Here is a 2445-nt window from a genome sequence, read left to right on the forward strand (position 1 = left end):
AGTTAACACTCCAAACAAAAACACCAAAGATTGTAGTCAAGCAAGAAAAGGCGAATGGTGGATACCTAGGCACACAGAGGCGAAGAAGGACGTGGTGACCGACGAAAAGCTCCGGGGAGCTGGAAGCAAGCATAGATCCGGAGATGTCCGAATGGGGCAACCCCAAGTACTGCCTGTTGAATATATAGACAGGAAAGAGCCAACCCAGCGAACTGAAACATCTTAGTAGCTGGAGGAAGAGAAATCAAAAGAGATTCCCTAAGTAGTGGTGAGCGAAAGGGGAAGAGCCTAAACCAAAAAGCTTGCTTTTTGGGGTAGTGGGACAGCAACAAGGAATCCAGAGGTTAGACGAAGCAGCGAAAAACTGTACCAGAGAAGGTGAGAGTCCTGTAGTCAAAAACTAAAAGATACTAGCTGTATCCCGAGTAGCATGGGGCACGTGAAATCCCATGTGAATCAGCGAGGACCACCTCGTAAGGCTAAATACTACTGTGTGACCGATAGCGAAACAGTACCGCGAGGGAAAGGTGAAAAGAACCCCAATGAGGGGAGTGAAATAGAACATGAAACCATGAGCCCACAAGCAGTGGAAGTCCGATTCAACGGATGACCGCGTGCCTGTTGAAGAATGAGCCGGCGAGTTAAAAGCACTGGTAGGTTAAGGTGAAAGACTGTAGCCAAAGCGAAAGCGAGTCTGAATAGGGCGCGAATCAGTGTTTTTAGACCCGAACCCGGGTGATCTAACCATGTCCAGGATGAAGCTTGGGTAACACCAAGTGGAGGTCCGAACCGACCGATGTTGAAAAATCGGCGGATGAGGTGTGGTTAGGGGTGAAATGCCAATCGAACCCGGAGCTAGCTGGTTCTCCCCGAAATGTGTTGAGGCGCAGCGGTTGTGATTATACTCTGGGGGTAAAGCACTGTTTCGGTGCGGGCGGCGAAAGCTGTACCAAATCGAGACAAACTCAGAATACCAGAAGAACACACAACCAGTGAGACGGTGGGGGATAAGCTTCATCGTCAAGAGGGAAACAGCCCAGACCACCAGCTAAGGTCCCCAAATCATCGCTAAGTGGCAAAGGAGGTGGGAGTGCACAGACAACCAGGAGGTTTGCCTAGAAGCAGCCACCCTTAAAAGAGTGCGTAATAGCTCACTGGTCAAGCGCTCCTGCGCCGAAAATGAACGGGACTAAGCGATGTACCGAAGCTGTGGGATTACTTTGTAATCGGTAGGGGAGCGTTCCGTGTTAGGAAGAAGCACTAGCGGTAAGCAGGTGTGGACGAAACGGAAGTGAGAATGTCGGCTTGAGTAGCGAAAACATTGGTGAGAATCCAATGCCCCGAAATCCCAAGGGTTCCAGAGCCAGGTTCGTCCACTCTGGGTTAGTCGGGACCTAAGGCGAGGCGGAAACGCGTAGTCGATGGACACAGGGTCAACAATCCCTGACTATTCAGTGGGAGCATTTGCAGTGCGCATGAAAGTAAGCTACACCCTGACTGGATTGGGAGACTTCTACGGAGGTCGAGTAGTGAGGATAGTGTCAAGAAAAGCTGTGGATGTGATGAAAGCTGAGTACCCGTACCCGAAACCGACACAGGTGGGAGGGTAGAGAATACCAAGGGGAGCGAGATAACTCTCTCTAAGGAACTCGGCAAAATAGCCCCGTAACTTCGGAAGAAGGGGTGCCCACGCAAGTGGGTTGCAGTGAAGAGGCCCAGGCGACTGTTTACCAAAAACACAGGTCTCCGCCAACTCGTAAGAGGAAGTATGGGGGCTGACGCCTGCCCAGTGCCGGAAGGTTAAGGAAGCTGGTCAGCCAATAGGTAAAGCTGGCGACTGAAGCCCCGGTGAACGGCGGCCGTAACTATAACGGTCCTAAGGTAGCGAAATTCCTTGTCGGGTAAGTTCCGACCCGCACGAAAGGCGTAACGATCTGGGCACTGTCTCGGAGAGAGACTCGGCGAAATAGGAGTGTCTGTGAAGATACGGACTACCTGCACCTGGACAGAAAGACCCTATGAAGCTTTACTGTAGCCTGGAATTGGGTCCGGGCTTGGCTTGCGCAGAATAGGTGGGAGGCATTGAAGCATTCCTTGTGGGGAGTGTGGAGCCAACAGTGAGATACCACTCTGGCGAAGCTAGGATTCTAACCCGTTTCCGTGATCCGGAAAGGAGACAATTTCAGGTGGGCAGTTTGACTGGGGCGGTCGCCTCCTAAAAGGTAACGGAGGCGCACAAAGGTTCCCTCAGCACGGTTGGAAATCGTGCTTTGAGTGTAAAGGCAATAAGGGAGCTTGACTGCAAGAGCAACAACTCAAGCAGGGTGGAAACACGGTCTTAGTGATCCGACGGCGCAGCGTGGAATGGCCGTCGCTCAACGGATAAAAGTTACTCTAGGGATAACAGGCTGATCTCCCCCAAGAGTCCACATCGACGGGGAGGTT

1 rRNA gene is annotated in these 2445 nt (G+C 51.9%); it reads left to right on the forward strand.

Annotated elements, in window-relative coordinates:
• Positions 1-34 precede the first annotated feature (34 nt).
• Positions 35-2445, forward strand: a 23S ribosomal RNA gene (locus tag DP116_RS27835); the annotation flags it as partial.

The sequence above is a fragment of the Brasilonema bromeliae SPC951 genome (assembly GCF_012912135.1).
In the GTDB taxonomy this organism is placed as follows: Bacteria; Cyanobacteriota; Cyanobacteriia; order Cyanobacteriales; family Nostocaceae; genus Brasilonema; species Brasilonema bromeliae.